The following is a 24122-nucleotide window of genomic DNA, read 5'->3' as shown; positions in this document are numbered from 1 at the left end:
TCTCTAATCAAACTATGTCTAGAAATCAGCCACTTAGTACACAATACCAGAGTACATAGGCACTCCCCACCAATAGATAAAAGAAATAAATATAAATTTACCGCAGAATTTCTTGAAGATTTAATAACCTCTGCCGATACTACTTTCAAAGGAATTAGGCCTCAGTAAAGGATTTTTTCTTCCTCAGCGGTTCCCAAATTCAAACAGTTGTTTTAAAGTTACTGAGTTGCCGATCAAAATATAAAATGTATTGATAATCATTTACAATTTATATGTAGTAGCGTTCGTTCAACCAGATAAAGCGATAGGGGAAGTATGAAGTTCGCTGAAAATAACAATCAAGCTGCCGAGTATCTTCGACAGGCAGTGCCATTAATGGTTAAGCACAATATACCGCCTAACCCGCTTAATTATGCTCTTTGGTATACCTACGTAAGTGATCGTGTACCTGAGCTAAATGTGCAACTTGATAAGACCCTAACGACATACGGAACGTGTCCTACTATGCTCAGCGAACAGTTGTTCCGCGAGCATATGATCAGAGATGAGATCAATGGTGCTGAGGATATACAGGCCAATCTGATCAGCCTTATTAACGACCTTCATGAGCATGCAGGTAATGCTGCAGAGAAAACTGAAGATTTCAGTAATGTTCTTGAAGAAAGCTTAGAAGCACTCCACCAGCAAGAAGATGGTGAAGCTAGCCTGCCAATTGAATCCATTATTCATGCTCTTTCTGATCATACGAAATCGGTTAGCGAAACAGCTCGCCTATTTCAAGAAAGAATGAATGAAGCACAAGCTGAGATTCAATCGCTAAAAGAAGAGCTAAACAAGACCCGTCAAGACGCAAGAGTTGACCCTCTCACGAACCTATTCAACCGCCGCGCATTTGATGCAGAGATAAGTCAATTAGTGGGTGTGAATGATCAAAGTTTAGTTCACTCCTTTATTCTTGTTGATATAGATCACTTTAAACGCTTTAACGACACTTACGGTCACCTGATGGGCGATAAAGTGTTGCAGTACGTTGGTAAACTACTAAAAGAAGTTTGCCCAGAGCCAATGTTGCCAGTTCGCTTTGGCGGTGAAGAGTTTGCAGTATTAATGCCTCAAACCGATAAAGAAACGGCGGCTGAGCTTGCTGAACAAGTACGTCAAAAAATTCAAGCGATCCGAATTAAGCAGAAAAAGTCTGGAGAAATTATCAGCTCTATTACTGCATCATTTGGTGTTTCCCAACTTACCGTTGGCGAAACCTCTGAGCAATTGATTGAACGTACCGATAAAGCGCTTTACCAAGCAAAAGATAGCGGCCGTAACCAGGTTGTTATCTCCTCGTAAGATTTGAGTACACCTCATTCGCTGGAAAAAAGGTAAGTAGGAGCTACGCTGTAGCTCCGAAACCCCCAGCCTCTAAATTACCTACGAATCCTTCATTCTGTATTTTAATTCGCTTACTTATAGCTGTATATCCGCTTATTCAGCTTCAAAAGCCAAAATCAATGACCGTTCAAAAGTATTTTATCCTTATGCATAATTAGAAAAACCTTGGTCAATATCTGATTTCTACATTATCAAAGCAGATTTAGATAAAACAAAATCATATAAATACAATTCACTCTTTTTAAATCTTTTTTAATTGCACACCTTCGCTTTATCTCAGCCCCGCAGTTGTATAGCATATTCCGCATCTTCCTAAGCTTGGTTCGTCTTGGATACACCTTAATGAAGTCTAAGGTTTTATTTTTCTTATCTTGTTTTTACTTCACAACAGTTCAAGCAGAAGACAGAATTCACATTTTTGCAGCCACCTCTTTAACAGCACCGCTCGAAGAGCTGTCCGTCAATTTCAGAAACAAATACCAACATCTGCCCTCTCTGACCTTTGCCTCTTCCTCTGTACTGGCACGACAAATTACCCAAGGCGCCCCAGCTCATCTGTATATTGCAGCTAATCAACGCTGGATGGATTACGTAGAGAATCAAGGTGCCCTTAGAACTAATACTCGTAAGGCCTTAATCAGTAACAGACTGGTAATTGTTGGAAACAAAAATCACGTAATTGCCCCGTTCCAATTTTCCGAAACAATCAAAATTGATCAAATAATTGATCGACATGCACGTATTGCTATTGGCGACACTAATCATGTTCCTGTGGGTATCTATGCAAAAGAGGCTTTGCAATCTGCCGACCTTTGGCAAGAGTGGCAAAGCTATTTCGCCCCCACCAACAGTGCGCGATCAGCATTGGCTCTGACTGAACGAGGTGAGACACCGATGGGGATTCATTACAAAACCGATATTGTAGATAAACCTCAGCTCAATATACTCAGTGAGATCCCAGAATCGATGCATAGCCCAATCATCTATGAGGTTGCTAAAATTGAGGGTAAGGATACCGCTAGTACCTCATTATTTTATGAATTTCTATTTAGCGAAGAGGCAAGCAACGTTTTCAAACGCTATGGTTTCAAAACACTGCAAGATAAATAATCCATGTTTATAACAGAATACGAGTGGGCCGCCCTATTACTGAGTTTGAAAGTATCACTCACATCTGTTCTGTTTAGCTTGCCCGTTGCTATTGGTGTAGCTTGGATTCTCGCGCGAAAAAAATTCCCAGGTAAGACCTTATTAGATGGTATTGTTCATCTACCGTTAGTATTGCCGCCTGTCGTTATTGGTTATCTCTTACTAATTGGTTTTGGCCGCCAAGGCTTGCTCGGCAAACCACTTTATGAGCTGACAGGACTTAGTTTCAGCTTTAGTTGGCAAGGTGCGGCATTGGCCGCTGCCGTCGTTGCATTCCCATTGATGGTCAGAGCTATAAGGCAAGGCTTTGAAGCCGTAAATCCAAAGCTTGAATATGCTGCCAGAACCTTAGGCTCCTCACCCATTAAAGTCTTTTTTACCATCACGCTGCCATTAACACTGCCCGGTATTTTAACGGGGATCATTCTGGGGTTTGCCCGTTCGCTGGGTGAGTTTGGGGCCACAATCACGTTTGTATCCAATATCCCCGAAATTACACGAACGATCCCTCTGGCAATGTACTCCTTTATTGAAACGCCAGGGGCGGAAGTCCAAGCGGCTCGATTATGTGCCATCGCTATATTCATCGCCCTAGCATCCCTCTTAGCTTCTGAATGGCTAACTAGAAAAGCGAAACAGAAACTAGGGGGATCGCATGCTTAAAGTTGCCTTAGACACCCAATTGGGTGATCTCAATATGGAATGTGACTTTGAACTGCCTCGCAGCGGTGTGACCGTCATTTTTGGGCGATCAGGCGCGGGAAAAACCAGTCTGATTAACTATATATCGGGCTTACTTAAACCCCATAAAGGCCGTATTTCCTTAAACGGGCGTGACCTTACCAATACTGAAACCAAACGTTTCCTTCCACCTGAGAAGCGAAGTATCGGCTATGTATTCCAAGAAGCCCTCCTATTCCCGCACTACAGTGTTCAAGGCAATCTACTGTACGGTTCGGAATACACTCCAGAAGATGAGAAATTCCAAAGCGTAGTTGAGATGCTGGATATTGAAGCGCTACTGCGACGCTTGCCTAACACCTTGTCTGGCGGTGAGAAGCAGCGTGTTGCAATCGGGCGTGCCCTGCTTTCCGATCCAGGCTTACTGTTGATGGATGAACCTTTAGCCTCACTCGATCTACCACGTAAGAAAGAGCTATTACCCTACTTGGCAAAACTAGCGAAAGAGGTCGAGTTACCCATTCTGTATGTCACTCATAGCCTAGAAGAGATTATCCAGCTAGCTGATTACTTGGTTTTGCTAGAACAAGGGAAGATTCTGCAGTTTGGTAACGTTGAAGAGGTTTGGTCGTCGGAACAGATGCGTCCGTGGCTATCCGGTGATACCCGCAGCTCTCTATTCAACGCTACCCTAGACCATCATCACCCTAAGCATGCAATGTCTTGCTTGAACATATCCCACAGTACTCAGCTGTGGATGCGAGCCTTAGATATACCTCCAGGTACGGCCTTACGTGTACGTATTAAAGCTAACGATGTGTCTTTATCTAAAGAGCAACCCCAGAAAACCAGTATTCGTAACATACTACCCGCTACAATCATGCAGATTGATGAAGAGTCGTCGCATCAGATAGAGGTGGTACTCAATATAGGAGGCTGCAAGCTATGGTCACATATAACTTGTTGGGCGTTAACGGAACTTAATCTCAAGGTTGGGGACAAAGTATATGCTCAAATCAAAGGTATTAGCGTAACCCAAGAAGATTGGTCTGGACTGTGACGGATTAATTTTTAACGCTCACTCAATATTACGACGTGATGTTAATTTTATTGTCTTATCAATTTCGTGTTTAATGGACTGATGACTACAACAAAGCGCACCATAATCCACTACTTGATCGCAATGACGCTGTTCTCCATCTATGGCGTTCAGGTATGTCCGTTCTTAGATTCTCTCACCACCGCGCAACTGCTCTTGCCCATATTAGTGACGTTTATTATACAGGGCAGCCTTAGATACCTGCTTGAAGGGCAGATTCAAAAGCAGCCGTTAAAAACCAAAGTTAGCTTCCAGTTCAAAGTCGATCTTGGTTTATTTATCGGTTGCTCAATTCTACTTGGCCTGTTCAACACACTGATTTATGAATTTCCGTTTGAAAGCGCGGGCAAAGTGTTAGTCGGCATGGGCGTACTGGGTTACCTAATCTCTTGTGATTTAGCCCTATTCAAAGAACATAAGCTAGCTCAATGCTTACAAGCACAGAAAGAACATTTAGAGCCTGATAGCTCGCCCTACCCGCTCACGAAAAAATTCACTTGGTTTGCCACTATCTGTGCTATCTCAGTGATTGGCGTAGTTTTCTTGGTAATTAATAAAGACTTGGAGTGGCTAATCCACACAGGTGATAGCATTCCTCTAGAAACCTCTCAGCGCTATATCCTGACGGAGATAGTGTTTGTCGTCGGTGTAGTCATGGCATATATCTTAACTATCATTTTAGGCTACGCGCGTAACCTCAAGTTCTTTATTCAAGCCGAAAACAGTACGCTCGAACAGGTATCCCTAGGCGAGTTAAATACAGAAGTGCCGGTTACCACCAATGATGAATTTGGTTTGATGGCACTGCATACCAACCAGATGATCAGCTCACTTGCGCAACGTACACGCGAGCTAAACGTGACACGTGATGCCAGTATCTTAGGTTTAGCCAGCTTAGCTGAAACCCGCGATAACGAAACCGGCGGGCATATATTACGTACCCAAAACTATGTGCGCGCTTTAGCCATTAAGTTACGCCAAAATCCTAAGCACACTGATTATCTAACGTCAGAAACAATCGAACTTCTATACAAATCAGCACCACTACACGATGTTGGTAAAGTTGGTATTCCAGATAGCATCCTACTAAAACCAGGTAAGCTGACTGATGAAGAGTTCGACATTATGAAGCAGCACCCGCAGATTGGGGCAGATGCTTTAGAAGTCGCTGAGAACCAATTGGGTAGTAACTCTTTCTTAAGGATTGCTCGTGAAATTAGCTTAACCCATCACGAGAAGTGGGACGGCAAAGGCTACCCTAACGGCTTACAGGGCGAGGAGATCCCACTCTCAGGTCGCCTAATGGCCGTAGCTGATGTCTATGATGCCCTTATATCTAAACGCGTCTACAAACCTGCATTCAGTCACGAAAAGGCTAGAGATATTATCGTTGAAGGTAAAGGCAATCACTTTGATCCAGAAGTGGTCGAAGCCTTCTTAGACTTAGAAACCGAGTTTAAAGAGATTGCCGCGCAATATAGCGATGAGAATACCGTTGCCGCATAAGCTCTACATAAGCTTATGCGTGTAACGAAAACTGCTTGTGCTGTTGGTCCCACAGCCATAGGTTATCATCCGTGATCTCGACACCTCCTCGCCATAATCCATAATGATTTCCTTGCTGCCAGTGCCTTATTCCTTGTAGCGCCTCAGCACCTGCGGCAGTCAGGGAATAAACCGCTGGCTCACCTTCAGTCACACTCACGTAAGGTTCTTCCGCCCCGATCAAACGATTCAGCTCATGTTTGACCGATAAGTCCCCCATAAATGGATCCACTTCTAATCGCTGTAGATGATGGAAAATTCGCTGAAAAGTCGCCGGGCCTGACAGTATTTCGTAATAACGACTTTGCGCTGTCACACCTTCTGGTAGTCTGCCATGCTGTTCCAGCAAAGCTAGATGCACTTCCAAGGCGGGCAGCTCATCCGGCGCTTTTAAAAGCGTCAGAAGAAGATAGGTCTGAGTTAACGTTAAACCCGTTTCTAAAGCTGGAAACTCGCAGCAAAAGCGCCTTAATGCCTTTTGCATATAAGGCCAGCCTGCAACTGGTTCAGCTGCATATTCGGCTAATCGTTCAGGGCTAGCAGCGGTTAGAGCGGACCAGATATCAGTAGCTAACTTAAGTTGCTCTATTGTGAGTGGCTTTCGACCCGGATAGAGGCCTACCAACATCTCCGGGGTGAGATTACCGAAGCCATGAAAGAAAGGAACTAAAGGGTGATCATCAATACAGATGATAGAAAGCTTCTGTAATTGATCGAACTGTGAATAGAGGTGCTGACAAACATCTAACAACTGCAGTTGATCGTATAGATCATGCTCGAACCAGAGAACAATTTCATCGAAATCTGCTACACGCGCTAAAACTTGATCACGCTCGTTAAAGTCTTTGGTCACAAGCGCTTTGGGATCATCAATATCCAGATCACTGTTAACTAATAGCTCGGCTAAAAAATTAATCCGCGCCTCGCGATTTAAGGTAGGTTGGCTTAAAACTGGGCCATCATGTAACAGGTCTCGCCAACACAATACTTCGCCATCAATGCCTTCTGCTTCCTGCAGCATATCCCCGGCGCAATCGCCATTTGTGATATGTAACTTCACTCTCTACTCCTTGAATGCTTAATCAGTGCCCCTAAACCTGATTTACAGCATAAGCGATTTTAACCTATAACGTTAGGCTTCTGGGATAACCGCAAGTAGATCAGTAACCGCCAGATCGAGCCCCTTTTGGCTCAGCATCGTACTCACCTGCCCGCGGTGATGGGTTTGATGGTTAAAGAAATGCTGCATCAGATAGCCAAAACGCTTTTCAAACTTATTACCCTGCATATTGCAGTAAACCAAGGAGTGGTTCAGATCATACACTTCGATCTCATCGCATAATTCGACAATGGCACGATCAAGCAAGTAACGCGCATCACGCAGTTCTTCAAAATCGGAATAAACGACCGTGCTTAGTTTGGCTGGGCGCTCCATCGCTCTTACTTCTTCTAAACTTTTGTAAGCTGATGGGTGATCGGCAAAACGTTTTAACCAGATAATATCGCCCACCAAAATATGGTTAAGCGTAGCTAAAATAGACCCAAAAAAAGCTCCTTGATCTTTACTAACTTCTCCCTCTTCAAGCTCGCTTGCGGCTTCGTAGATACTTTCATTCATCCATTGGTTATAACGAGCCATCAGCTCAAACTGGTCTTTCAGTGTCATAGTTCCTCCTTAGAATTCATCCATTTAAACAGCAAAAGATGACAACTTATAGAAACCTTACAAATAAAAGGTAGAATGCTGTTTTTTCTTTTCAGGTTAATCTTATGCTTAACGTTCTAGTGATCGGCTATGTCTGGCCAGAACCCAATTCTTCTGCTGCCGGAACGCATATGCTTTCACTGTTACGCCTTTACAAACAGCAAGGCTGGGAGGTCACCTTTGCCAGCCCAGCACAAACTACAGAGCATATGATCAACCTAGATGATGAAGGCATTGCTCACTGTAACATCCAACTTAACAGTGACTGCTTCGATCAGTTCGTCAGCGACCTCAATCCCGATATCGTGATGTTCGACCGCTTTATGATGGAAGAGCAATTTGGCTGGCGCGTGGAAAAGAACTGCCCAAATGCCCTACGCATTTTGGATACTGAAGATCTGCAATGTCTGCGTAATGCCCGTCATCAAGCCGTTAAGCAAAACCGCGAGATGACGCTAACAGATCTATACTCTGATCTAGCCAAACGAGAGATCGCAGCGATCTATCGTTCCGACCTTTCGCTCATCATCTCCGATTACGAAATAGAGCTTTTAAAAAACCAGTTCTCGGTACCAGAGCAACAGTTCCATCATCTGCCTTTTATGCTTGATCTGGATAAGCTGCCACATCAGGTTCCATGCTTTGAAGAGCGCGCTCACTTTATGATGATTGGAAACTTCCGCCATGCGCCTAATTGGGATTCTGTGCTGGAGATGCAAAGACTGTGGCCGCAGATACGCCAGCGCCTAAAAGAACGCGGCGAAACCGATGCTGAGCTGCATATATGGGGATCTTACCCACCACCTAAAGCCACAGCGTTAAACAACCCTAAAACCGGCTTCCTTATCAAAGGCTGGGCAGAAGATGCCTACGATACATTTAAGTCAGCCCGCGTTTGCCTTGCCCCGCTACGTTTTGGCGCTGGTATAAAAGGTAAGTTGCTGGATGCAATGGTCTGCGGCACGCCAAGCATAACTACATCTATAGGTAGTGAAGGAATGCTATCCGATCCGAGCCAATGGCCGGGAGCGATTGCTGATAGCGATGACGCCTTTATCGAAGCCGCGGTAGAGCTATATCTAGATCAACAAGTATGGCAACACGCTCGGCAAAATAACAAAGCGCTATTACAAGATAGATACGATGGTAACCAAACAGGGCCAGCTCTGATTTCACGTATTAAAGCGCTGTTGGAAAACCTAGCGCAACATCGCCTACAAAATTTCACTGGGGCCATGCTTAATCATCACAGCCTTAAAAGCACCCAATATATGTCCCAATGGATAACGGCGAAAAATAAGCTGGAAAGTACGCTAGACAATCAAGAAAAGTCATAAACTTGTCACAGTGCTGCTTTACTCTGCTAAGATTTTTTAGATGAGTAAAGGACAGAATATGGACAAGGTTTGGGAAGTCTTTTGGCGATTCCTATTATTGGGCTGCACCAGCTTTGGCGGCCCTGCTGCACATATCGGTTACTTTCAAAAAGCCTTTGTACAAGAAAAAAAATGGATCGATCAGGATTCCTACGCAAGGTTAGTTGCCCTTAGCCAATTTCTACCTGGTCCAGGATCAAGCCAAGTGGGTTTTGCACTTGGTCTAAGACAAGCAGGCCTTTACGGCGGCATTGCTGCTTTCCTTGGCTTCACGCTGCCCTCTTTTCTCATTCTCTATCTGCTTGCCACAACTGATACCCAAAACAGCGGTAGTTTTCTAACCGGTGCCGTTCATGGCCTCAAACTCTTAGCTGTTATTGTGGTTGCAGATGCAACGCTGAGTATGCAACGCAATTTCTGCAAAGATAACCAATCACTCAGCATTGCTATCTTTACCGCTGGGGCTCTTCTAGTAGCCCCCTCTTTGTGGACGCAAATGGCCGTATTGCTTATTGCGGCGGCTGTAGGTATCTACCTAAAAAAAGCGGAACCAACTTCAACTGACAAAGAATCAGAAGAAGAAATTACAAAAACAGAACAACCGGCAAAACTGCCGTTAATCATCTTCGGCCTTCTGTTTATTCTGATGCCACTATTCGCCCTTGTTTCTGACTGGGCAGCACTCTTTAGCGCGTTTTACCAAGCGGGTAGTTTAGTGTTTGGTGGTGGTCATGTTGTCTTGCCCCTTCTGCAACAGACCCTTGGCGAAGCGGTAGATCCAGATCGCTTTATCGTTGGCTATGCTGCAGCTCAAGCGATCCCCGGCCCAATGTTTACCCTTGCGACCTTCCTTGGAGCGGATATGCAAAGCAATGCAGCGCTGATGGGGGCTATCGTAGCAACGCTAGCTGTTTTTCTACCGGGTTTTTTACTGGTACTGAGCTTACAAGGTGCATGGGAATCATTAGCGGCGAAACCTAAAATTGCAGGTGCCGTTTGGGGTATCAATGCAGCCGTTGTAGGTTTGCTGCTTTCGGCTTTGTATCAACCAGTCTTTATCACCAGCGTAACTTCTGGATTAGATATGGCATTGGTGATTATTGGCTTCTTTACCTTACAAAAATTTAAGCCGCCGATTTTGGCGCTAGTAGCAGGGTTTGCAATCGCTGGATGGGCCTTCTTCTAACAGTTGTCTTTCTGGTCATTCTAGGTCTGGGCTTTTTAACTCTCTTTTCGGAACTATTTTCAACAAAAAAAGCTCAGTCCAAATCAAAGGACACCATCTTGAATGCGATCAACCTCTAGCTCATAAGTCAGAAACTTACTTCCCAAAAGCTCTCTCTCATATACATTTTTCGACAGCTTCTTTAAAAATTTATATTCAGGTCGCGTGTGAAGGAAATGAATAAAGATCGTTTTATGGCCAAGCTCTTTAGCCCAACGCAGAATCTCACGAAATATCTGCTTTCCAATCCCCCAAAAGCTATCGTCGATGACAATAGCGATCTCGTATTTTCCTTCTTCCAACTGTATACCGCACCAACCAGCTAGTGTGTTCTTAACTTTGATCACTCTAACCTTACATCCCTCAACAGCATCGACCTCAATTTTCTCCTGAATCCATTCAGTCACCATTTCAAGGTTAAACAGCTCATGACCAATCAGATGCTCCCGCGTCGATCGCTTATTTAACACCGGCAAAAACTCTAGCGGCTCAACCTCAGTGAATTTTACGTATTCTAAATAATGCATATGACCTTCATTTTTCAACCAACTCGCTGGAGCTGAAACAGCTTAATCTTTCGCGAAGTTAGATGAGGCTCTTCAATAATTATCTGTAATACAGTTTAGTTATAAATAAGCCGATGTATTTAACATCGGCTTTTGGTTTTCCGTAGAGGGGATATTTAGTTTGAGCTTGGCTCACGCATAGTGACAAACTCTTCAGCAGCGGTTGGATGGATACCAATCGTGCTATCGAAGACCTCTTTAGTTGCACCTGCTTTAAGAGCGATACCAATACCTTGAATGATTTCACCCGCATCTGGACCAACCATGTGAACACCCAATACTTTACGGCTATCAGCATCCACCAGCATCTTCATAAAGGTACGTTCTTCACTGCCGCTGATAGTATGTTTCATCGCACGGAACTCAGATTTGTACACTTCAATATTGTCGTACTGTTCACGCGCCTGCTCTTCGCTTAAGCCAACAGTGCCAATATTAGGCTGACAGAACACAGCTGTTGGGATCAGATCGTAATCTACTTTCTGGTTTGCACCTGCATATAGGTTACGAACCAGCGCCATACCTTCTGCAAGCGCAACCGGCGTTAGCTGAACACGATCTATTACATCACCTACAGCGTAAACAGATGGTACATTGGTCTGGAACTCATCGTTAACCACGATAGCGCCGTTTTTGCCTTGTTCGATACCCAGCTCTTCAAGACCCAAGCCCTGAACCTTAGGATTACGGCCTGTTGCGTACATGATCTGATCGGCTTCGATTACAGAACCATCAGTCATGGTCGCAAGCAGTGAACCATCAGCTTGTTTCTCAATCGATTCAATGTTGTTGTTAAACTGTAGATCGACGCCTTTCTTCGCTACCTCTTTGGCAGTGAATTCACGGATCTCGTTATCGAAACCACGTAGGAACAGATCACCACGGTAAGCCAAAGTTGTTTGCGCACCTAAGCCTGCAAAGATGCCAGCAAACTCAACTGCGATATAACCACCACCTACAATCAATGCGCGCTTAGGAAACTCTTCTAAATAGAACACTTCGTTAGAGCTAATGATGTGCTCTTTACCCGGAATATCCGGAATATTCGGCCAACCACCTACAGCAACTAGAATGCGCTCAGCAGTGTATTGTTTATCGCCTACAGCAACTGTGTGTGCATCGACCAACGTTGCGCGACCGTTAATTAGCTCACAACCCGAGTTCACCAATAGGTTTTGGTAGATGCCGTTTAAACGCTCAATCTCTTTGGTTTTATTGTCACGTAGGGTTGGCCAATCAAACTCCATACCTTTGTGAGTTAAACCAAAACCTGCTGCTTCTTCAAAGCTTTCTGCGTAGTGAGATGCGTATACAAATAGCTTTTTAGGTACACAACCTACATTTACACAAGTGCCGCCAAGGTGGCGATCTTCTGCAATGGCAACTTTAACACCCATGCCTGCTGCCATACGTGCCGCACGTACACCGCCTGAACCCGCACCAATTACAAATAGATCAAAATCGTATTCCGCCACAATCGGCTCCTTTTCTTGTGTCAATCTTTAATGTGCTCACTGTACTTAAACCAGTATATGAAGGCTAATAAAGAAAGTTAAACATCCCAATAGAATTTACTAATTCATTATGAGTATCCATCCGGCAAAATGTTCACTAAAATCCATTTTTATTTTTGTTCAGGATTGCGGCCTTATGAAACTGATTTGCTTTAACGTTAACGGACTACGTTCCCGCCTTCACCAGCTACAAGCGGTTATCGATAAGTATCAGCCAGACGTTATTGGCCTGCAGGAAACTAAAGTGCACGACGAAGCCTTCCCAATGTCAGATGTTGAAGCGATGGGTTATCACGTAGAGATCCACGGACAAAAAGGTCACTACGGTGTTTGCCTGATCTCAAAAAAGCCATTAAGCAATGTCCAAAAAGGCTTCTTAACTGACGAAGAAGACGCTCAGCGCCGCATGATCATGGGTGATTACGAAACTGACGAAGGCAACGTAGTGACAGTTTTGAATGGCTACTTCCCTCAAGGTGAGAACATTGAGCATGAAGTTAAATTCCCAGCTAAGCGTAAGTACTATGCAGATTTACAGAGCCACTTAGAAACAAACTACACACCTGATCAAAACATTGTGGTGATGGGCGATCTAAACATCTCACCAGAAGATAAAGATATAGGTATTGGTGAGCCAAACCGTAAGCGTTGGTTAAAAACGGGTAAAGCCAGCTTCCAACCAGAAGAGCGTGAATGGTACGGTAAACTAACAGGCTGGGGCTTAACCGATTGCTTCCGTCATCAGAATCCAGATGAAGATCAGGTATTCAGCTGGTTTGATTACCGCTCTCGCGGTTTTGACGCTGAGCCAAAGCGCGGCCTGCGTATCGACGGTATTCTGCTAACAGCACCGCTTCTAGAAAAGTGCACTGACTCAGGCGTCGATTACGAAATTCGTGGCATGGAGAAACCATCTGACCATGCACCTATCTGGGCAGAGCTAAGCGTTTAATTCAGTTTTTTCGGGGCTGGTTTACAGAGCAAAAGTAAGCAGCCCTGCTTATGGCAGATCAAAAAACTTATCGTCCATCTCGCTAAACTCAACCAAAGCATCATGAGCAAGCTGACCATTCGGGTTAGATATTCTCAATAAGCGCTTCACCCGTTCATCTAGATGCTGGTAAGAGCATTCATCTCCTGTCCCTAAAAACCTAAAGCCCATCCGCCAACGGGAAAACTCGCGCTCTGCTAAATTATCATTGTTGTAGATGATATCCATATCTCGATGGCGCTTATCTGCTTTGATATCTGCGGCGATCTGATTAATGGAGGCTTCCGGCCCTTCAAGCACTTGAAAGAACAGCGGAGGATCAAATAGTAACAACCCCGTTAGCTCCAAACGCTTATTCTTCGCCCGAGACTGAACCATCAGCTCTCTCAAGCCTTCCAACGTAAATTCATCAACCTGATGACTGATGTAAACAAACTGATGTAGCATCCTTCACCTCAGTATCATTACCTCACAAAACTTTGGCTCCTTATAATCAGACTAGCTCAAGAACAATCTTCTGATAGCGACTTCTGTTAGAATAGCCCATCACTTTATCTTCCACCTTGAGTTATCACTTCAATATGTCGTTTTCTGCGCTCGGTCTATCTGATTTCTTGCTATCTGCACTGTCTGATTTAGGCTACGAACAACCTACGCCTATTCAGCAACAATCTATCCCTGTGACACTAGAGGGAAAAGATGTTTTAGCTGCAGCAGAAACAGGATCCGGTAAAACCGCCGCATTTACATTGCCGATTTTACAAAGCCTAGCGACAGCCCTACCGCCACGAAATAACTTAGTTACCGCACTGGTATTAGTGCCTACGCGTGAACTGGCAGTACAGGTGGAAGAAGCGATCCGTCAATACGGGCGTAACTTCCCAAGAAAGCTTAAGTCTCTGGCGATTTACGGCGGCGTATCCATCAATGCACAGATGCAGGCGATGCGCGGTGGCGCAGATATTGTGGTAGCAACACCTGGGCGACTGATCGATCTTTTCGAGCGTAATGCTGTAGATCTACGTAACGTCAGTACCCTAGTACTCGATGAAGCCGATCGCATGTTGGATCTAGGTTTCGCTGATGAACTGGATGACATCCTTGATGAACTGCCAGAACAACGCCAAAACTTGCTGTTCTCAGCAACCTTCCCAAAAGGCGTACAGGAACTCACCGACGATTTTCTGGATAACCCAGTCAAAATTAAAATCGAGCAAGAGAGCACAATTCCAGAACAATTGGTTCAACGTGCGATTGAGGTAGACCACAACAACCGCACTATGCTGTTAAAACACCTGCTTAAACAGCAAAATTGGGCTCAAATTCTGATCTTTGTTGCCAGCAAACGTACCGCTAACAATGTCGAGATGAAGCTTTACCGCTCCGGTATTCAAGCGAAAACCCTACATGGCGATCTAACGCAGAAAGAACGTAACCAAGCGCTACAAGAGTTTAAATCGGGTGAATGCAAAATCCTGATTGCGACAGACCTTGCAGCCCGTGGTATCGATATTCCAAACCTACCCTGCGTACTTAACTACGACCTGCCTCGTGCTGCTGCCGATTACGTTCACCGTATTGGTCGTACTGCCCGTGCAGGTGAAATTGGAGAAGCGATCTCTTTTGTCGATCATGAAGGCGACGCGCACTTTAAACTGATCGAAAAGCGCACTCAGCAAAAGATACCTCGTGAGCAAGTCGAAGGCTTTGAACGCTCTAAAGAAGTACCAAAAGAGGTGCTAGCAAAAAAAGGTAAAGCGCCTGTAAAAGGTAAGCGTAAGAGCAAGAAAGACAAACTACGCGAAGCGGCTGCGGCTGAGAAGAAAGGCGTCGTTAATCCATGGAAGGGTAGAAGCTAAAGTCCTTTAAGGATCAAGGCTTAATCGGCTCAGCCCTAATTGAAGCCCTCAATGCTAAGTGAGGGCTCCTTTCTACTAAATCAAAGCCTATCTCTTAAACCCGTTCACCAGCTCTTTCATCTCTGCAGCCACCTGAGTAAGCGAATCCACTTTACCTGTAGTTTGATTCACTTTATCGAGGCAATGGGTCGCCAGAGAGGAAATATTAGTAATCTGTCCGTTAATCTCTTCTGACACCTGCGCTTGCTCTTCTACAGCAGCCGCCATCTGCAAAGTCATCTGAGCAATATTACTCATAGCTTCTGAAGTTTGTTTAAACATAGATTCTGATTCCAGAACCTTCTGTAATCCCTCTTCTGCACCTACCTGCCCTTTATCTGCAGTGTTGATAGCATCTTGAGAGCGCTGATGTAGCCCTTGAAGTATTGCGTGGATCTCTTTGGTGGTTGATTGGGTTCTCTGGGCGAGCTCTCGAACCTCTCCTGCAACAACAGCAAAACCTCGACCTTGATCCCCCGCCCTAGCAGCCTCAATTGCAGCATTAAGCGCCAACAGATTAGTCTGCTCTGCTATATCATCAATAACTTGGGCGGCCTTTACTATAGCCTCAGTTTCCTCAGTTAACTTGGTCACTGAATCGGAGATATCCTGAACGGTCGTTTTAAGGTGCAGCATCTGTTGGATATTGGAATCCGACATATTCAGCCCTTCAATGGCCAACTTATCGGCATTATCGGCTTTGTCCGCAACACTCTGAATATGACCGGAAACTTCCGAAATGGTAGTAGACATCTCATGCATCGCCGCTGCAATTTGATCCGTCTCGGCTTGCTGGCGCTGCATATCGATTTCTGACTCCTGTGCAAGCGAGTGTGCAACATCAGCGTTATTAGCAACATTCTCAGCGGAATCTTCTATACGGGTTAACACCGTGGTTAAGTGAGACTTTTCGCTCATAATGGACACCCTGACATCACCCAAAGTGACCGGATCATCAGTATATGTCGCTACGGCAACCGGATGGCTAAAAGCTAAAGACAGTTCGGATTTAAGTGATGAAAGCTCTTTTTTACGACCAAACAACTGTAATCCTACAAATCCCAAAGCCAAAACAGACCACAGATAGAGCCCTGCAGCCTCACTGATAGCAAAACCTACAACGACAGAAACAAGTAACGCAACAACAAGCCCTATTTGATCAAGACGGCCACTCAAAGGACTTATAAATGACTGGCCTTTATTTATTTTGGCGTATATTTTTTCGGCACGTTTTACATCTTCCCTATTGGGAGGTACACGTACAGATTCATAACCAACCACCTCGCCATTTTGGGTAATTGGCGTGACATAAGCATTAACCCAGTAATAATCACCATTCTTACATCGATTCTTTACCAGTCCCATCCAAGGCCTACCGGCCTTAATATGATCCCAAAGAATGCTAAACGCTGCTTCAGGCATATCAGGGTGCCGAACGATATTGTGTGATTTACCGATAAGCTCTTCTTTAGAAAAGCCACTAATCTGAACAAACGCGTCATTACAATGCGTAATAACACCACGCTTATCCGTTGTAGAAATTAGCTTTACGTTTTCTGGGAAGGTTTGTTCTTTGTCTGTGACTGGCAAATTCTTCTTCATTGAAAGCACCATAACGCTATAAAGCAGTGTCCATGAACTACAGAATAGACCAAAATGAGTGACTAATAGCTCAAAAAAAACGAACTATAAATCTCAAAAAGTTTTACGAATAAAAAATATCACTAAATCAAGAAATGATCGTAAAAACGATAAGGTAGGACTGATAGGATCAGTGTGTTTGGATATCGTCGTCTACTTTAGAACACAATCGATCGGCATATTCTTCAAGAGCTGTTTCATACATTTCTCTCCAAGAATTAAAGCTCGTATGCATTGCTATGACTTTATCAAGTTGCTCGTTTTTTGTATCAGGATAAAGCTCTGACTTTATATTGCACTTATGCAACATCTGCCACAGATTTGTAAAACAACTATTACTGGAAAGAAAAGCCCTAGGGAATAGCTTTTCTAGCTCACCATCATCTAAGCTAGCATCATCAAATCTGTTCATTTTGAAAATCCTTTCCCATTAACAGTACACACATAAAGTGTAGGCCTTTATTTATCAGTTTTTCTATAAAACTTAGGTACTCGCCCAAAAGGCCTAAAAATACAGCTCTATTAAGTGAGCGTATTGCACCGTTAAGAGACGCCAAAAGTACGTAATACGCTCTGCTTTTACACCATTCAAAAAATCTGTGTAAGTAAACACCACGTTTATAAGCAGGGATTAACTATTGAGAACAATTACGTCAGAAAATAGCTACTAGATCAGCCTTTGTATTAACAGAGATCCTTATATATGGAATTACATATATATGATTTTGCGTATATAATCTAAACTCTCTTTCTTATCAAACAAGATTAGGTTTTAGCTTTATGGGCATATTCGAACGCTTCCTCACCCTTTGGGTAGGTGTCTGTATTCTGGCGGGTGTCGTACTGGGAAATCTTATCCCAACCTTCTTTGAGCAGATCGCAGCGCTAGAATTTGCTCATGTAAATTTGGTGGTCGCTGTATTTATCTGGGTAATGATCTACCCAATGATGGTCCAGATCGACTTCACAGCGCTACGAGATGTTGGTAAACGTCCAAAAGGTATCGCGCTGACGCTAGTGGTAAATTGGCTGATTAAACCCTTCTCAATGGCGCTATTAGGTTGGCTGTTTTTCCGCGTCCTGTTTGCAGATATGGTCGACCCTGAAAGTGCCAGTGAATATATTGCAGGTATGATTCTACTGGGCGTCGCTCCATGTACCGCAATGGTGTTTGTCTGGAGCCAACTCACCAAAGGCGATCCTAACTACACCTTGGTTCAGGTATCGGTAAATGACGTTATTATGGTGTTTGCCTTCGCACCAATCACCGCCTTTCTGCTCGGTGTGAGTGATATAAGCGTGCCGTGGGATACCCTACTGCTATCCGTCGTTCTGTACGTATTATTGCCGCTGATTGCTGGCATCTGGACACGACATAAACTGGAAAAAGCAGATAACGGCCAGCGCCTAGAATCGTTCTTAGCCACACTTAAGCCTTGGTCTATCCTTGGCCTGCTTGCCACTGTAGTTCTACTCTTTGGTTTCCAAGCAGAAAAGATCGTTAATCAGCCGCAGTCGATCTTATTGATTGCTATCCCACTACTGATCCAAACCTACGGTATTTTTGCCTTGGCCTACTTTGCTGCGAAGTGGATGAAGCTCCCGCATAACATCGCAGCTCCTGCCTGTATGATCAGCACCTCTAACTTTTTTGAGTTAGCGGTTGCCGTGGCGATCTCACTATTTGGCTTACATTCCGGTGCGGCATTAGCGACGGTGGTGGGTGTACTGGTGGAAGTGCCTGTGATGTTGTCGCTGGTGGCGTTTGCTAATAGGACGAGACATTGGTTTCCTACGGCCTAACGGCCGTGGCTTGAATTAAAGGAGTTAAAGCCCTTAAATATCACAACGATGGAACGGACTCTCTTAATGCTAGCAGCATTTGGAATGCGCTTTCTCCAGACATCTTATAGGGATCAAATTCAGGTGTGCCCGAGAACTTTAGATTAATAGGTGCTGTTAGGCTTGATTCCGGTACATAGCCCATCGACCATTCACAAAATTCCCTTGTCGAGATCTCTTTGTAATCGAGCATGATGATATTACTGTGCCGAGGGTCATTTAAAATATTGTAATAGATTTTATTAACCTGCGTGCGGGAGCCTTCGAGGCACTGGAGGAAGTACTTTCGGTTGAAACAGAGCATGCCGGTCACATTGTGCTTTCTGTTATTCTTACGAGCAATCTCTATTATGGCTTCTATGTCCTGCGGAGAAAAATTATCTGCGATTGTGCTCGTGTACACTAACCTTGTTAAGAACATAGTGGCCTCCTAGCTTTGTTTTAGTTAAACATAGTGTATTGAGCATTATTCTCAAGGCGACACTAACAATTTGTGTTTATAAGCTTTAGTTGTAATTGGGAGCTAACATTCAGTACGGAGCCAATTCACCTTATAATAAGTTATAATATAACTTTTCTTGTCAGCATTAAGGCTCTACCCCATGTCATTTAAATTTTTCTACACCGACTACTCTACTGATAAACATGTGCGCTCGGATGAGGCTGTATCTGAAACCATAGATAACGTGATTGAGCACATGCAGAATATGCTGAATGAGCCGGATAACTTTATCGGTTAATCCACCGATACAAATTATTGACTCCCCCTAACACATAACCCATTTTTACTGTAACTGGCATACCCAACGATCTGCTGATAATATAGATACTGTATATATAACCAGTATTTATTATGTTGCGCTTTATTCCTATCTACTCCAGCGCCGGTATCAGTGGTTTTGAATCACCTGCAGCTGAATATACCGAGCTAGCACTTTCACTCGATCAGTTACTTATTGATCACCCCCATGCAACCTACCTAGGCTTTGTTGAAGGTGGCTCTATGCGTGGTGTTGGGATATTTCCAAATGACCTTCTTGTCGTTTCGCGAGCCGAAACAGTAAAGGAAGGCGATGTAATTGTTGCCACGCTAAATGGCAACTTCGTCTGCAAAATCGCGAGCATCAAAGAGAGAAAACTTCTTTCTTCTGCTCCCGGCCATAAACCCTACCAACTATCCGAACAGGATGAATTTTCTATCGAGGGTGTGGTTACACGTTCTATTCGATTATTTCGCCCATTAAAGAAGGGACTCAATTAAGATGTACGCTCTGATCGATGCTTCCGGAATGTATGCCTCATGCGAGAAAATATTTGACCCTACAATCCGAAAGCGCCCAGTTGTTGTCCTTAGTAATAATGACGGCTGCATTGTCGCAACCTGCCCTATTGCTAAAAAAATGGGCATTCCCAAATTTGGTCCCTATTTCAAAATCAAAGACCAACTAGACAGAGCAGGCGTAGTTGCCAGATCCAGTAACTATGAGCTTTATGCTGATATATCTTCACGCATGATGGAACTCTGCGCCTCTTTTGCTCCAGGACAACACATCTACTCTATAGATGAATGCTTTTTACGCTTTGACCACTACATACCACCTGAAGGTTGGTATGAGCTGGGTATGAAAATCAGAAGGAAGGTATGGAAGGAAGTAAGACTCCCCGTAGGGGTAGGCTTTGGCCCAACCCCAACCTTAGCAAAAGCAGCTAATCACGCCAGTAAAAAACTACCTGGCTTCAGCGGTGTTGCCATTATCGATAACGATCAAATCAGAAAGCAGATTCTGCAGCAGATGGAAATTAAGGATGTTTGGGGGGTCGGACGGCGTATAGGCGAGCGACTCAACCTTCTCGGCATCAAAACCGCTTGGCAGCTAGCGCAAACAAAACCCGCACTGATGAAAAAGCACTTCTCCATCTTAATCGCTAATACAGCAGAAGAACTCAATGGTTTAACCAGAATAAGCTGGGACGATGTTCGCTCACCCAAAAAGCAGATTTACTCCACGCGCTCTTTTGGACAACGCATCACAGGACTCACCGATTTAAAACAGGCACTTGCTACACACGCAACCATCGCCGCGCAAAAGCTTAGAGCGCAAGAGAGTGCTACCAGCAATATCATTGTTTTTGCACACAACTCTATCCACGATAAGGAATCATTTTTTAAACGCTCTGCATTCCACCAATTTACCACCCCCACCTGCGATACTGCAGTCATAGTAAAAGTAACAAGCCAACTGGCTGAGCAGATATACCAAGCAGGAATCAGATACTACAAAGCAGGTATAGGCCTGTTAGAAATATCTACTGCAACACCCTATCAGCCAGATATCTTTACCCCTTCCGCTGACCAGCCAGAACTGATGAAGTGCCTGGATCAAATCAACTCAAAATACGGTCGAGATACCCTCCACCTAGCCCGCCAAGGCATTCAACAGAACTTTAAAATGAAACGGGAACTGTTATCTCCAAGGTATACGACAAGGATAGAAGATATTCCTGTGGTTGAATGTTCGTAAACAACAGATACAAAAAAGCCCCGCGGTTAAGCGAGGCTTTTTCGTTTTAATAGATGGCGGTCAGGGAGGGATTCGAACCCTCGATACGTTTCCGTATACACACTTTCCAGGCGTGCTCCTTCGGCCACTCGGACACCTGACCATCCTGCAATTAGTGGAGCTGATACGCTCAACACCAACGCGGCGCGAATTGTATCACAGCACTGACTGACCGCAAGCGGTTTGGTTAAAAAAGGCAAACAATTTCAGTAATTCATACTACAAATATCAAAGGATCAATAAATAGCCTAGTTTTCTTGGTTGTACACTGAACAACTGTGAGTAAACTAAACGCTCAAAAATAAAAAATTATAAATATAAAATCTAAAATGCGGCCTATAACTGACCTTAAAAGCACACTATTCAACTCCCTCTATCGAGCTGCTTTGATTAGCTGCTTATTTGCAGCCATGATCGTATTTGCATTGATCTTTCTTTCTATCGAAAAGGATCTTCGGCAAGAGGGTCAATATCTTGGACAGTTAGTATTTAAAGATCTGCGCCAAGCGATGAATCAGGGCACAAGTTATGAGGAAGTTAATCAGCTCATTGATTCAATGAATGAGGATGCACCCGATATCACCTATAGCATGTATCGCGGAGCAGCCGTTCAGCAGCAGTTTGGTGGTGATCGAGCAATCACCGAAGAGATAAGCCAGCTGTTAGGCAACAAACAGGATGCAACTCAGATCGAATCGCTGGATCAGATTCATTATTACCATGCTTTCAGATTCAAACAGGAGTGCTTAGCCTGTCATACCGAAGCACACCAAGGTGAGATAGCCGGCGTGTTGGACGTGACCTTTCCAGCACACAGAGTCCGCCTTCCTGTAAGCGAAGTTCTGATGGGTTTATTCTTAGTCTTCTCTATTACCGTTATCTCTTCCTACCTCTTTCTATCTCGGGATCTTTTTGCCCATATAGTCAAACCTTTAAAACGCCTAGAAAGAAAGCTCAAAGAGACTGAAGGCCACCACAACCTTAATGAAAAGTTGGCGCTCGACTCAGAGCTACAAGAGATAAATAGCATTGAGCACTCTTTTAACTCGCAACAAGCGTTATTACAGACTGCATTTCAGCAGGTTGAAGAACTATCTATCTACGATAAGTTAACGGGAACTTACAGCCGGCATCAGTTAGAGCGATTACTCGATGAAGAGAGATCTAGAGCTGATCGCCAGAATAGGCCTTTAACCATCAGCATGATTGATATGAATGGCTTTAAGCAGATCAATGATGTGTTTGGTCATCATGCTGGCGATTGTATTCTGATTCACTTCTGCCAGATTCTATCCGAAAACCTACGCACGACAGACAAGGTCATTCGATATGGTGGAGATGAGTTCATCATCCTGTTACCAGACAGTTCGCAGGATGTAGCGAGTGAGCTTATTCAGCGTATAGAAGAGATCGCGCACAGCAGCCCTTATCACTATAAAGGCCAAGGCATCATTGCGAAGTTCAGCTATGGCAGCGTGGAATACCCAAGCGAGTCAGATGCTGATGAAGCAAAAGATCTATTACAGATTGCAGATGAAAGAATGTATTCCGACAAACAACGCAGAAAACAAAAATAGCAGGGATAAAAAAGGCCCGGTTATAGAAAACCGGGCCAAGTAATACCTGGAAGGTATAAGATGTTTAATTAGTCAGCTTGACGACGAAGGAATGCAGGAATGTCTAAGAATTCCATGTCGTCAGTACCAGTCTTTTGCATAACTGGCTGTTCAGATTCTACTTCGCGATGAATCTCTACTGGTTGAGCACGTTCTTTTGGCTGGGAATCACGAGCAGTTCGCATTACTGCCGGCAACTCTAGCTGATCGAAATCAGACGCAGCGCCCGCAGCCGTTGCAACAGCAGATGCACGACCTGTGCCTGTGTTAACAACTTCTACATGCTGCTGTTCAGCTCGCCCCAAGCCTGTTGCAACCACTGTTACCGTAAGCTCGTCAGTAAGCTCAGGATCAATAACAGTACCTACAACGATAGTGGCGTTCTCGGAAGCATACTCTTCAACGATGTTACCCACTTCCGAGAACTCGCCTAAGCTCAGATCAAGACCAGCGGTGATATTTACCAAAATACCACTCGCCCCCTTCAGGTCTACGTCTTCTAGCAAAGGACTATTAATCGCAGCTTCCGTCGCTTCAGTCGCACGGTCTTCGCCACGGCCACTACCGCTACCCATCATCGCCATGCCCATTTCAGACATAACGGTGCGCACATCTGCAAAGTCGACGTTGATCATACCCGGACGGATAATCAGATCAGCGATACCTTGCACCGCGCCTTTCAATACATCGTTACATGTATTGAAAGCATTAATCAGACTGGTGTTCTTACCCAGTACTGGAAGTAATTTTTCATTAGGAATGATGATCAATGAATCAACATTCTCTTTCAGTTCCTGTATACCTTCGTCCGCGATTTTAAGGCGCTTACGACCTTCAAATGAAAACGGCTTAGTTACTACAGCAACTGTTAAAATACCTAGGCTGCGCGCAACTTCAGCTACGATTGGCGCTGCACCTGTACCTGTACCACCGCCCATACCAGCCGTGATAAATACCATGTCCGCACCATCTAGCATTTCAGCTAAACGCTCACGATCTTCAAGTGCAGCCTGACGACCAACTTCTGGGTTTGCACCCGCACCAAGACCTTTTGTTAGTTCGCCACCGATCTGGATAACTGTTTTAGAATGCATGTTATCCAAAGCTTGGGCATCTGTGTTTGCACAGATGAACTCAACACCATCTACTGCAGAGCTAACCATGTGCTGAACAGCGTTACCGCCGCCACCGCCGACACCTACAACTTTAATTACGGCGCTTTGAGGAATGCTATCCGCTAACTCAAACATACCGATCTCCTTCCAGATTATGCGCTTTTATAATTGAACAGCGCTTAGTTATTTTCTATTCCGATTAGCCTTTGACT

General features: G+C 44.3%; 23 protein-coding genes and 1 tRNA gene. 14 read left to right on the top strand and 10 right to left on the bottom strand.

Annotation, left to right across the window (positions count from 1 at the left end):
• Nucleotides 1–315 precede the first annotated feature (315 nt).
• From ACMXYW_RS05455 to ACMXYW_RS05435, 5 genes are all read left to right on the top strand, one after another.
• Complete coding sequence (locus ACMXYW_RS05455; protein ID WP_415905505.1) at nt 316–1344, top strand: GGDEF domain-containing protein; 1029 nt, start codon at nt 316–318, stop codon at nt 1342–1344.
• A gap of 384 nt (nt 1345–1728) precedes the next feature.
• The gene (gene modA, locus ACMXYW_RS05450; protein WP_415905504.1) at nt 1729–2496 is read left to right on the top strand and encodes a molybdate ABC transporter substrate-binding protein; all 768 of its coding nucleotides are present in this window, start codon (nt 1729–1731) and stop codon (nt 2494–2496) included.
• Between the two features lie 3 nt (nt 2497–2499).
• Nucleotides 2500–3198, top strand: coding sequence for a molybdate ABC transporter permease subunit (gene modB / locus ACMXYW_RS05445; RefSeq protein ID WP_415905503.1), 699 nt, complete (start codon nt 2500–2502; stop codon nt 3196–3198).
• Nucleotides 3191–4276, top strand: coding sequence for a molybdenum ABC transporter ATP-binding protein ModC (gene modC / locus ACMXYW_RS05440; RefSeq protein WP_415905502.1), 1086 nt, complete (start codon nt 3191–3193; stop codon nt 4274–4276). The genes modB and modC overlap by 8 nt, the downstream gene beginning before the upstream one ends.
• 81 nt (nt 4277–4357) lie before the next feature.
• Nucleotides 4358–5821: an HD-GYP domain-containing protein gene (locus ACMXYW_RS05435; protein ID WP_415905501.1), complete on the top strand. Its 1464-nt coding sequence runs from the start codon at nt 4358–4360 to the stop codon at nt 5819–5821.
• Between the two features lie 13 nt (nt 5822–5834).
• Here the strand turns inward: ACMXYW_RS05435 and ACMXYW_RS05430 are convergent, their stop codons facing one another.
• Both ACMXYW_RS05430 and ACMXYW_RS05425 read right to left on the bottom strand, forming a co-directional pair.
• The gene (locus ACMXYW_RS05430; RefSeq protein WP_415905500.1) at nt 5835–6920 is read right to left on the bottom strand and encodes a DUF1835 domain-containing protein; all 1086 of its coding nucleotides are present in this window, start codon (nt 6918–6920) and stop codon (nt 5835–5837) included.
• Nucleotides 6921–6992: 72 nt separating this feature from the next.
• Complete coding sequence (locus ACMXYW_RS05425) at nt 6993–7526, bottom strand: DinB family protein (protein WP_415898669.1); 534 nt, start codon at nt 7524–7526, stop codon at nt 6993–6995.
• A gap of 104 nt (nt 7527–7630) precedes the next feature.
• On the opposite strand from ACMXYW_RS05425, the gene ACMXYW_RS05420 reads away from it, so the two are divergent.
• The gene (locus ACMXYW_RS05420) at nt 7631–8902 is read left to right on the top strand and encodes a glycosyltransferase family 4 protein (RefSeq protein ID WP_415905499.1); all 1272 of its coding nucleotides are present in this window, start codon (nt 7631–7633) and stop codon (nt 8900–8902) included.
• A 40-nt stretch (nt 8903–8942) separates the two neighbouring features.
• Nucleotides 8943–10127 (top strand): chromate efflux transporter, encoded by a 1185-nt coding sequence (gene chrA / locus ACMXYW_RS05415; RefSeq protein ID WP_415905498.1) that lies wholly within the window; start codon nt 8943–8945, stop codon nt 10125–10127.
• Between the two features lie 83 nt (nt 10128–10210).
• Here chrA and ACMXYW_RS05410 read toward each other — a convergent pair whose 3' ends face one another.
• Together ACMXYW_RS05410 and gorA are read right to left on the bottom strand one after the other, a co-directional pair.
• Nucleotides 10211–10693, bottom strand: a complete 483-nt coding sequence (locus ACMXYW_RS05410; RefSeq protein WP_415905497.1) for a GNAT family N-acetyltransferase — start codon at nt 10691–10693, stop codon at nt 10211–10213.
• A gap of 155 nt (nt 10694–10848) precedes the next feature.
• Nucleotides 10849–12207, bottom strand: coding sequence for a glutathione-disulfide reductase (gene gorA / locus ACMXYW_RS05405; RefSeq protein ID WP_415905496.1), 1359 nt, complete (start codon nt 12205–12207; stop codon nt 10849–10851).
• 175 nt (nt 12208–12382) lie between these two features.
• Here gorA and xthA point away from each other — a divergent pair, with 175 nt between their 5' ends.
• On the top strand, nt 12383–13198 hold the full coding sequence (gene xthA / locus ACMXYW_RS05400; protein WP_415898674.1) for an exodeoxyribonuclease III: 816 nt from the start codon (nt 12383–12385) through the stop codon (nt 13196–13198).
• A gap of 48 nt (nt 13199–13246) precedes the next feature.
• Here the strand turns inward: xthA and ACMXYW_RS05395 are convergent, their stop codons facing one another.
• Nucleotides 13247–13684, bottom strand: a complete 438-nt coding sequence (locus ACMXYW_RS05395) for a BLUF domain-containing protein (protein ID WP_415905495.1) — start codon at nt 13682–13684, stop codon at nt 13247–13249.
• A 134-nt stretch (nt 13685–13818) separates the two neighbouring features.
• Here ACMXYW_RS05395 and ACMXYW_RS05390 point away from each other — a divergent pair, with 134 nt between their 5' ends.
• Nucleotides 13819–15096 (top strand): DEAD/DEAH box helicase, encoded by a 1278-nt coding sequence (locus ACMXYW_RS05390; protein ID WP_415905494.1) that lies wholly within the window; start codon nt 13819–13821, stop codon nt 15094–15096.
• Nucleotides 15097–15183: 87 nt separating this feature from the next.
• On the opposite strand, the gene ACMXYW_RS05385 is transcribed toward ACMXYW_RS05390, so the two are convergent.
• Together ACMXYW_RS05385 and ACMXYW_RS05380 are read right to left on the bottom strand one after the other, a co-directional pair.
• A complete protein-coding gene (locus ACMXYW_RS05385) occupies nt 15184–16737 on the bottom strand; it encodes a methyl-accepting chemotaxis protein (protein ID WP_415905493.1) in 1554 nt (517 codons plus the stop codon).
• Between the two features lie 169 nt (nt 16738–16906).
• Nucleotides 16907–17188, bottom strand: a complete 282-nt coding sequence (locus ACMXYW_RS05380) for a hypothetical protein (RefSeq protein WP_415905492.1) — start codon at nt 17186–17188, stop codon at nt 16907–16909.
• Nucleotides 17189–17556: 368 nt separating this feature from the next.
• Between ACMXYW_RS05380 and arsB the strand changes: the two genes are divergently transcribed.
• Nucleotides 17557–18579 carry an ACR3 family arsenite efflux transporter gene (gene arsB, locus ACMXYW_RS05375; protein ID WP_415905491.1) on the top strand — a complete coding sequence of 341 codons (1023 nt, stop codon included), beginning with the start codon at nt 17557–17559 and terminating at the stop codon, nt 18577–18579.
• A 40-nt stretch (nt 18580–18619) separates the two neighbouring features.
• Here the strand turns inward: arsB and ACMXYW_RS05370 are convergent, their stop codons facing one another.
• On the bottom strand, nt 18620–19039 hold the full coding sequence (locus tag ACMXYW_RS05370) for a BLUF domain-containing protein (protein ID WP_415905490.1): 420 nt from the start codon (nt 19037–19039) through the stop codon (nt 18620–18622).
• 181 nt (nt 19040–19220) lie between these two features.
• Between ACMXYW_RS05370 and ACMXYW_RS05365 the strand changes: the two genes are divergently transcribed.
• From ACMXYW_RS05365 to ACMXYW_RS05355, 3 genes are all read left to right on the top strand, one after another.
• Nucleotides 19221–19358: a hypothetical protein gene (locus ACMXYW_RS05365; protein WP_415905489.1), complete on the top strand. Its 138-nt coding sequence runs from the start codon at nt 19221–19223 to the stop codon at nt 19356–19358.
• 113 nt (nt 19359–19471) lie between these two features.
• A complete protein-coding gene (locus tag ACMXYW_RS05360) occupies nt 19472–19879 on the top strand; it encodes a S24 family peptidase (RefSeq protein WP_415881766.1) in 408 nt (135 codons plus the stop codon).
• 1 nt (nt 19880) lies between these two features.
• Nucleotides 19881–21140, top strand: a complete 1260-nt coding sequence (locus ACMXYW_RS05355; RefSeq protein WP_415905488.1) for a Y-family DNA polymerase — start codon at nt 19881–19883, stop codon at nt 21138–21140.
• A gap of 54 nt (nt 21141–21194) precedes the next feature.
• Here the strand turns inward: ACMXYW_RS05355 and ACMXYW_RS05350 are convergent.
• Nucleotides 21195–21282, bottom strand: a tRNA-Ser gene (locus ACMXYW_RS05350).
• A gap of 226 nt (nt 21283–21508) precedes the next feature.
• Here ACMXYW_RS05350 and ACMXYW_RS05345 point away from each other — a divergent pair.
• Nucleotides 21509–22756: a GGDEF domain-containing protein gene (locus ACMXYW_RS05345; RefSeq protein ID WP_415905487.1), complete on the top strand. Its 1248-nt coding sequence runs from the start codon at nt 21509–21511 to the stop codon at nt 22754–22756.
• Nucleotides 22757–22824: 68 nt separating this feature from the next.
• Here ACMXYW_RS05345 and ftsZ read toward each other — a convergent pair whose 3' ends face one another.
• Nucleotides 22825–24045 carry a cell division protein FtsZ gene (gene ftsZ / locus ACMXYW_RS05340; RefSeq protein WP_415888695.1) on the bottom strand — a complete coding sequence of 407 codons (1221 nt, stop codon included), beginning with the start codon at nt 24043–24045 and terminating at the stop codon, nt 22825–22827.
• Between the last annotated feature and the right edge of the window lie 77 nt (nt 24046–24122).

It is taken from the genome of Neptuniibacter sp. QD48_55, assembly GCF_047778115.1.
GTDB lineage: Bacteria > Pseudomonadota > Gammaproteobacteria > Pseudomonadales > Balneatricaceae > Neptuniibacter.
Note: the sequence above shows the minus strand (reverse complement) of the source record. Positions and strands in the feature narration are given on the sequence as shown.

Excerpts from the sequence above, each read along its gene's own strand:
- ACMXYW_RS05355 (WP_415905488.1), top strand. The coding sequence starts at position 19,881 with ATGTACGCTCTGATCGATGCTTCCGGAATGTATGCCTCATGCGAGAAA.
- ACMXYW_RS05385 (WP_415905493.1), bottom strand. The coding sequence starts at position 16,737 with ATGAAGAAGAATTTGCCAGTCACAGACAAAGAACAAACCTTCCCAGAA.
- xthA (WP_415898674.1), top strand. The coding sequence starts at position 12,383 with ATGAAACTGATTTGCTTTAACGTTAACGGACTACGTTCCCGCCTTCAC.
- ACMXYW_RS05380 (WP_415905492.1), bottom strand. The coding sequence starts at position 17,188 with ATGAACAGATTTGATGATGCTAGCTTAGATGATGGTGAGCTAGAAAAG.
- ACMXYW_RS05345 (WP_415905487.1), top strand. The coding sequence starts at position 21,509 with ATGCGGCCTATAACTGACCTTAAAAGCACACTATTCAACTCCCTCTAT.
- ACMXYW_RS05365 (WP_415905489.1), top strand. The coding sequence starts at position 19,221 with ATGTCATTTAAATTTTTCTACACCGACTACTCTACTGATAAACATGTG.
- ACMXYW_RS05410 (WP_415905497.1), bottom strand. The coding sequence starts at position 10,693 with ATGCATTATTTAGAATACGTAAAATTCACTGAGGTTGAGCCGCTAGAG.
- ACMXYW_RS05455 (WP_415905505.1), top strand. The coding sequence starts at position 316 with ATGAAGTTCGCTGAAAATAACAATCAAGCTGCCGAGTATCTTCGACAG.
- arsB (WP_415905491.1), top strand. The coding sequence starts at position 17,557 with ATGGGCATATTCGAACGCTTCCTCACCCTTTGGGTAGGTGTCTGTATT.
- modA (WP_415905504.1), top strand. The coding sequence starts at position 1,729 with ATGAAGTCTAAGGTTTTATTTTTCTTATCTTGTTTTTACTTCACAACA.
- ACMXYW_RS05420 (WP_415905499.1), top strand. The coding sequence starts at position 7,631 with ATGCTTAACGTTCTAGTGATCGGCTATGTCTGGCCAGAACCCAATTCT.
- ACMXYW_RS05390 (WP_415905494.1), top strand. The coding sequence starts at position 13,819 with ATGTCGTTTTCTGCGCTCGGTCTATCTGATTTCTTGCTATCTGCACTG.
- ACMXYW_RS05435 (WP_415905501.1), top strand. The coding sequence starts at position 4,358 with ATGACTACAACAAAGCGCACCATAATCCACTACTTGATCGCAATGACG.
- ftsZ (WP_415888695.1), bottom strand. The coding sequence starts at position 24,045 with ATGTTTGAGTTAGCGGATAGCATTCCTCAAAGCGCCGTAATTAAAGTT.
- ACMXYW_RS05425 (WP_415898669.1), bottom strand. The coding sequence starts at position 7,526 with ATGACACTGAAAGACCAGTTTGAGCTGATGGCTCGTTATAACCAATGG.
- chrA (WP_415905498.1), top strand. The coding sequence starts at position 8,943 with ATGAGTAAAGGACAGAATATGGACAAGGTTTGGGAAGTCTTTTGGCGA.
- ACMXYW_RS05395 (WP_415905495.1), bottom strand. The coding sequence starts at position 13,684 with ATGCTACATCAGTTTGTTTACATCAGTCATCAGGTTGATGAATTTACG.
- ACMXYW_RS05370 (WP_415905490.1), bottom strand. The coding sequence starts at position 19,039 with ATGTTCTTAACAAGGTTAGTGTACACGAGCACAATCGCAGATAATTTT.
- ACMXYW_RS05360 (WP_415881766.1), top strand. The coding sequence starts at position 19,472 with ATGTTGCGCTTTATTCCTATCTACTCCAGCGCCGGTATCAGTGGTTTT.
- modC (WP_415905502.1), top strand. The coding sequence starts at position 3,191 with ATGCTTAAAGTTGCCTTAGACACCCAATTGGGTGATCTCAATATGGAA.
- modB (WP_415905503.1), top strand. The coding sequence starts at position 2,500 with ATGTTTATAACAGAATACGAGTGGGCCGCCCTATTACTGAGTTTGAAA.